Here is a 4,991-nt window from a genome sequence, read left to right on the forward strand (position 1 = left end):
TCAGCCGGCGCGCCGGCCGCGCGACAGCGGCATTGCGGCGGTCATCACCATGGACGCGCAGATCGATCATGTCACCGGTCTCCTGATGCTGCGCGAACGCGATACCCCGTTGCCCCTCTATGTCACCGACGCCGTGCTGCAAGACCTGAGCACGGGCTTGCCGGTTGTATCGATACTCGCGCATTACTGCGGCGTCGAACGCCACGCGGTCCCGCTCGATGGCGGGTCGTTCAGCATTCCCGCATTACCCGGAATCCGCATTGAAGCATTGCCGTTGTCGAGCAAGGCGCCGCCCTATTCGCCGCATCGCGCGGCGCCCCAACGTGGTGACAACATCGGGCTGACGTTCATCAACGAGGCGACCGGCAAGCGCGCGTTCTACGCGCCCGGGCTCGGCGCGCTCGAACCCCACGTACTCGAAGCAATGAACGGCGCGGACCTGTTGCTGGTCGACGGCACCCTCTGGACGCCGGACGAAATGATCGAACTCGGCCTGTCGAAGAAGACCGCCGCCGACATGGGCCATCTTGCGCAAACGGGGCCGGGCGGCATGATCGAGGTGCTTGATTCGATCGAACGTACGGGCGTGCGCAAGGTCCTCATTCACATCAACAACACGAATCCCATCCTGATCGAAGACGGTCCCGAACGGCAGCGGCTCGCCGAACACGGCATCGAAGTCGCCTTCGACGGAATGGCATTCGATCTTTGAACATGCATTAGCGCTTCGCAGGAGAAACATGTGAACGGCCCGAATCACGCAGATACGCAAGACGCCGGCAAAACTGCCTGGACCCGCGAAGAATTCGAGGCGCAACTTCGCGCGAAGGGCACGGCGTACCACATTCATCATCCGTTCAACGTGAAGATGAACGAAGGTGGTTGCTCGCGCGAACAGATTCGCGGCTGGGTGGCGAACCGGTTTTACTACCAGATCAACATCCCGCTGAAGGACGCGGCGGTCATGTCGAACTGTCCCGATCGGGAAACGCGGCGGCGCTGGGTGCTGCGCATTCTCGATCACGACGGTTACGGGGATGACGAAGGCGGCATAGAAACATGGGCACGCCTGGGCGACGCAGTCGGCCTCACGCGCGACGAACTCTGGTCGCTGGAACAGGTGGCGCCCGGGGTGAAATTCGCCGTCGATGCCTACGTCAACTTCGCGCGCCGTGCGCCGTGGCAAGAAGCGGTGTGTTCATCGCTGACGGAAATTTTTGCGCCGCAGATCCACAAGGACCGGCTTGCGACATGGCCCACGTGTTATCCGTGGATCGAAGCCGACGGCCTTACGTATTTCCGCTCGCGCATCTCGCTTGCACAGCGCGACGTCGAGCACGGCCTGCAAGTCACGCTAGACTACTTCAGGACACGCGAGCAGCAGGAACGCGCGCTCGAAATCCTGCAATTCAAGCTCGACATCTTGTGGTCGATGCTCGACGCCATCGAAAAGGCCTTTCCCCAATGACATCGCCAGCGCCAATGCTCAAGCTCAAGGGGATCTTCCGGCTGCAGTGGGAACCGGCGCAGGACGCACACGTGCTGCTCTATCCTGAAGGCATGGTCAAGCTCAATCAGAGCGCTGGCGAGATCCTGAAGCGCTGCGACGGCACGCGCGATATCGACATGCTGATCGCCGACCTGGAGCAAGCGTTCAATACTCAGGATCTCGGCGGCGAAGTGAGGTTGTTCATTGCCGAAGCCGAGCGTCGTGGATGGCTGGAGGAAGCGACATGACCGCAAGCGTCATTGCCCCGCCGCTGTGGCTGCTCGCGGAACTGACCTATCGATGCCCGTTGCATTGCGCGTTCTGCTACAACCCCGTCAACTACACGGACCACAGCACTGAACTCACGACCGACCAGTGGATCGGCGTGCTGCGTGAAGCGCGTGCGCTCGGCGCGGCACAACTCGGCTTCTCCGGGGGCGAACCGCTGTTGCGCGATGACCTCGAAGTGCTCGTGCGCGAAGGACGGCAACTGGGTTTCTATACGAACCTGATCACATCGGGTATCGGTTTGACGGACAAGCGTCTCGACGCATTGAAGGACGCAGGCCTCGATCACATCCAGTTATCGTTCCAGGATTCCACGCAGGAGCTCAACGACTTTCTCAGCAGCACGCGCACGTTCGACCTGAAGAACCGTGTTGCAAGGTCGATCAAGGCGCATGGTTTCCCGATGGTCCTGAATTGCGTGCTCCATCGATACAACCTGCCGCACGTGGACAAGATCATCGACATGGCGCTCGCAATGGGCGCGGAATATCTGGAGCTCGCGAACACTCAATACTATGGCTGGGCGCATGCGAACCGCGCGCAACTGATGCCTACAGCCGAGCAACTGAAAGAAGCCGAAGCGGTGGTCGAGCGGTATCGGGAGAAGATCGGGCATCGCTGCAAGATCTACTTCGTCGTGCCCGACTACTTCGAGACGCGGCCGAAGAAATGCATGAACGGCTGGGGTTCGGTATTCCTCGGCGTGGCGCCCGATGGGGCCGCCTTGCCGTGCCACACCGCGCGTTCGCTTCCGGGCCTGACGTTCCCGAACGTCAAGGACACGTCCGTTCGCGAGATCTGGTACGAAAGCGATGCGTTCAACCGCTTTCGCGGCTTCGACTGGATGAAGGAGCCATGCCGAAGCTGCGAAGAGAAAACGATCGATGCAGGCGGTTGCCGCTGCCAGGCCTATTTGCTCACGGACGACCCGGCCAACGCGGACCCGGTCTGCGATAAATCACCCCATCACGAAACGGTGATCAACGTGGTGCGCCAGGCTGCGGTACAACGCGAACCTGAAGAACATCCGATCATTTTCCGCAACGACAGCAACTCGCGCCGGCTGCGCTCGACCGTCTGAGAATAGACCGGTCAGCTCACATATCCGAGGTGCTCGGCCAGAATCACCGAGCCGATGGCGACCAGGATCAAGCCGCCCGCCACTTCCGCGCGCTGCCCGACCGCGCGGCCCAAGAAGCGTCCCACCATCACGCCGATGGTCACCATGATCAGCGTCGCAAGTCCGATGGTCGCAGCCGTAGAGAAAATATTCACATCGATAAAAGCGAGTCCCGCGCCCACCGCCATGGCATCGATGCTCGTTGCCAAGCCCGTCGCGGCGAGCAGCCAGAAACCGTGACGCACGGGTTTTTCGGCCTCGGGCGTGGGCGTGCTGAAGCCAGAGCGAATCATGCGCAACCCGAGCACGAGCAAGAGCCCGAAGGCAATCCAGTGATCCCACGACATGACGTACGGGGCCGCGGCCTTGCCGAGCGCCCAGCCGACGAGCGGCGTGATCGCCTCGATGACGCCAAAGATCAGGCCGGTTCGCAGCGCCTCGCGCATACGCGGACGGCGCAACGTCGCGCCTTTGCCGACAGCGGCGGCGAAGGCGTCCGTCGACATGGCGAAGGCGAGCAGGATGGTGGAAGCGATATTCATGGGGACAATGATCATGTTCGGGTCGGGACAGGAACATACGATGTCTCGCCGAGCCCGACCGGTCGCGGCGTTACATCGATGGTCTTGCCAACCAGAATACAGATCGGTTGCTCATGCCACGGTTCGATCGAACCAAGCGTGTTGACATGAGCGCTTCCAATGGCTGGAAGCCGGCTACTCCCCAAGGACGGACAAAGGCTATCACGTTCGAAATGAATTTGTAATCTTCTCCAGGTTTTTTTAGTGTCCGTACATCAGGCACAGCCGATGCGCCTCCGCTCTGGTTGACCACCACCACGCGTTTTCCGCGAAGTCCTGGCCCGTACAAGGTGGCCAGCCCAGATCCGCGCCTTCGATCCGATACAGCCGCGATGCCAATCACGATATCCATGCTGACGACTGAAAGCCCTCCCGGCGCAAAACCGTCTGCACGCCGGACGAGGCGCGCGCCATGAGATCCGGCCTGCCACCTGGAACAGCTTCGCGAAAGCGCCGCGGCCGGTATCGATGGACAGCGCTCAGCATGGCAAATTCCCTGTCACGCTATCCGCTCCTTGCCGGGATTGCCGGAACTGCCGTTGCGGTCGTCATGGCAGGCTTGTCGATCGCCACGTTGTACCAGGGCCGCGAAGAAGCACTGAGCCACGCCAGGGAGACGTCGGCCAATCTGGTGTCGATCATTGGCGGCGATATTGCCCGCAACGTCGAAATCTACGATCTGTCGCTTCGCGCCGTGGTCGATGGCGCGCAGGACGCGAGCATCATGGTGCTTCCGCTCAATCTGCGCCGCCGGATTCTATTCGACCGCGCGACCACGGCGGCGTACATAGGCGGCAGCTACGTTATCGATGCCCGCGGCCGCGTCATCATAAAAGAAAACCCCACGGCCACGCCGCCCGAAACCTTCGCCGAGCGCGAATATTTCCTTGCCCATCGAAACAACCCATCGGTCGGCCTGTTTTTCTCGCATCCCTACTTGACCCACGCAAACGGCGCGGCGATCGGCATGAGCCGGCGTATCAATGCGCCGGACGGATCGTTTGCCGGCATCGCGTTGCTGACCGTGAACCTCCAGTATTTCCGTTCGCTCCTGGACAAGATCGAAGTCGGCCCGAAGGGATCGATTTTTATCGTTCAGGACGATGGCGCGTTGATCGTACGAAAGCCCTTCCTCGGCGAGGATATCAATCGCAACGTCGCCGGCTCAGCCACGTTCGCCCGCATGAGGCATTCGAGCTCGGGGTCATACGTGGCGAAATCGCCTGTTGATGGGGTCGAGCGCATCTTCACGTTCGCGCACGTGCCGGGCACGCCGTTTATCGTGGGCGTGGCGCCCGCGCAGGAAGATGTGCTCGAAACGTGGCGCGCGCGCAGCACCGTGGTCGGCGTGCTGACGCTGCTGTTCGGGCTGAGTTTTATCGCGCTGTCGTGGCTTTTGACGCTGTCGTTACGGGAACGGGCGCGCGCGCAGGAAGAGCTCGTGCGCCCGTTCCCGTAACGACAGCGTCAAAAGCCCCGACAGCGCGATAAAACTCCGCCCGAACAGCAGCGG

The 4,991-nt window shown here is 61.4% G+C and carries 6 protein-coding genes and 1 riboswitch; of the genes, 5 read left to right on the forward strand and 1 reads right to left on the reverse strand.

The features are described 5' to 3' along the window. The 4 genes from pqqB to pqqE form a co-directional block, all read left to right on the forward strand. A partial coding sequence (pqqB, locus tag ACRXB1_RS30295; RefSeq protein ID WP_449494141.1) for a pyrroloquinoline quinone biosynthesis protein PqqB occupies positions 1-712 on the forward strand: 712 nt, incomplete at its 5' end. A 30-nt stretch (positions 713-742) separates the two neighbouring features. Then, on the forward strand, positions 743-1,468 hold the full coding sequence (pqqC, locus tag ACRXB1_RS30300; RefSeq protein WP_449494142.1) for a pyrroloquinoline-quinone synthase PqqC: 726 nt from the start codon (positions 743-745) through the stop codon (positions 1,466-1,468). Then, a complete protein-coding gene (gene pqqD / locus ACRXB1_RS30305) occupies positions 1,465-1,737 on the forward strand; it encodes a pyrroloquinoline quinone biosynthesis peptide chaperone PqqD (protein ID WP_062003440.1) in 273 nt (90 codons plus the stop codon). The genes pqqC and pqqD overlap by 4 nt, the downstream gene beginning before the upstream one ends. Further along, on the forward strand, positions 1,734-2,858 hold the full coding sequence (pqqE, locus tag ACRXB1_RS30310; RefSeq protein WP_375508222.1) for a pyrroloquinoline quinone biosynthesis protein PqqE: 1,125 nt from the start codon (positions 1,734-1,736) through the stop codon (positions 2,856-2,858). The genes pqqD and pqqE overlap by 4 nt, the downstream gene beginning before the upstream one ends. Positions 2,859-2,869: 11 nt before the next feature. Here pqqE and mntP read toward each other — a convergent pair whose 3' ends face one another. Next, complete coding sequence (gene mntP / locus ACRXB1_RS30315; protein WP_062003750.1) at positions 2,870-3,439, reverse strand: manganese efflux pump MntP; 570 nt, start codon at positions 3,437-3,439, stop codon at positions 2,870-2,872. Positions 3,440-3,454: 15 nt separating this feature from the next. Beyond that, a riboswitch (yybP-ykoY riboswitch) is annotated at positions 3,455-3,634 on the reverse strand. Positions 3,635-3,962: 328 nt separating this feature from the next. Here mntP and ACRXB1_RS30320 point away from each other — a divergent pair. Continuing rightward, positions 3,963-4,937 carry a cache domain-containing protein gene (locus ACRXB1_RS30320; protein ID WP_449494143.1) on the forward strand — a complete coding sequence of 325 codons (975 nt, stop codon included), beginning with the start codon at positions 3,963-3,965 and terminating at the stop codon, positions 4,935-4,937. Positions 4,938-4,991: the final 54 nt, after the last annotated feature.

It is taken from the genome of Caballeronia sp. M23-90, from assembly GCF_053574605.1.

Bases quoted from the DNA above. Each gene is read 5' to 3' on its own strand.
- ACRXB1_RS30320 (WP_449494143.1), top strand. From the start codon at position 3,963: ATGGCAAATTCCCTGTCACGCTATCCGCTCCTTGCCGGGATTGCCGGA.
- pqqD (WP_062003440.1), top strand. From the start codon at position 1,465: ATGACATCGCCAGCGCCAATGCTCAAGCTCAAGGGGATCTTCCGGCTG.
- pqqE (WP_375508222.1), top strand. From the start codon at position 1,734: ATGACCGCAAGCGTCATTGCCCCGCCGCTGTGGCTGCTCGCGGAACTG.
- mntP (WP_062003750.1), bottom strand. From the start codon at position 3,439: ATGAATATCGCTTCCACCATCCTGCTCGCCTTCGCCATGTCGACGGAC.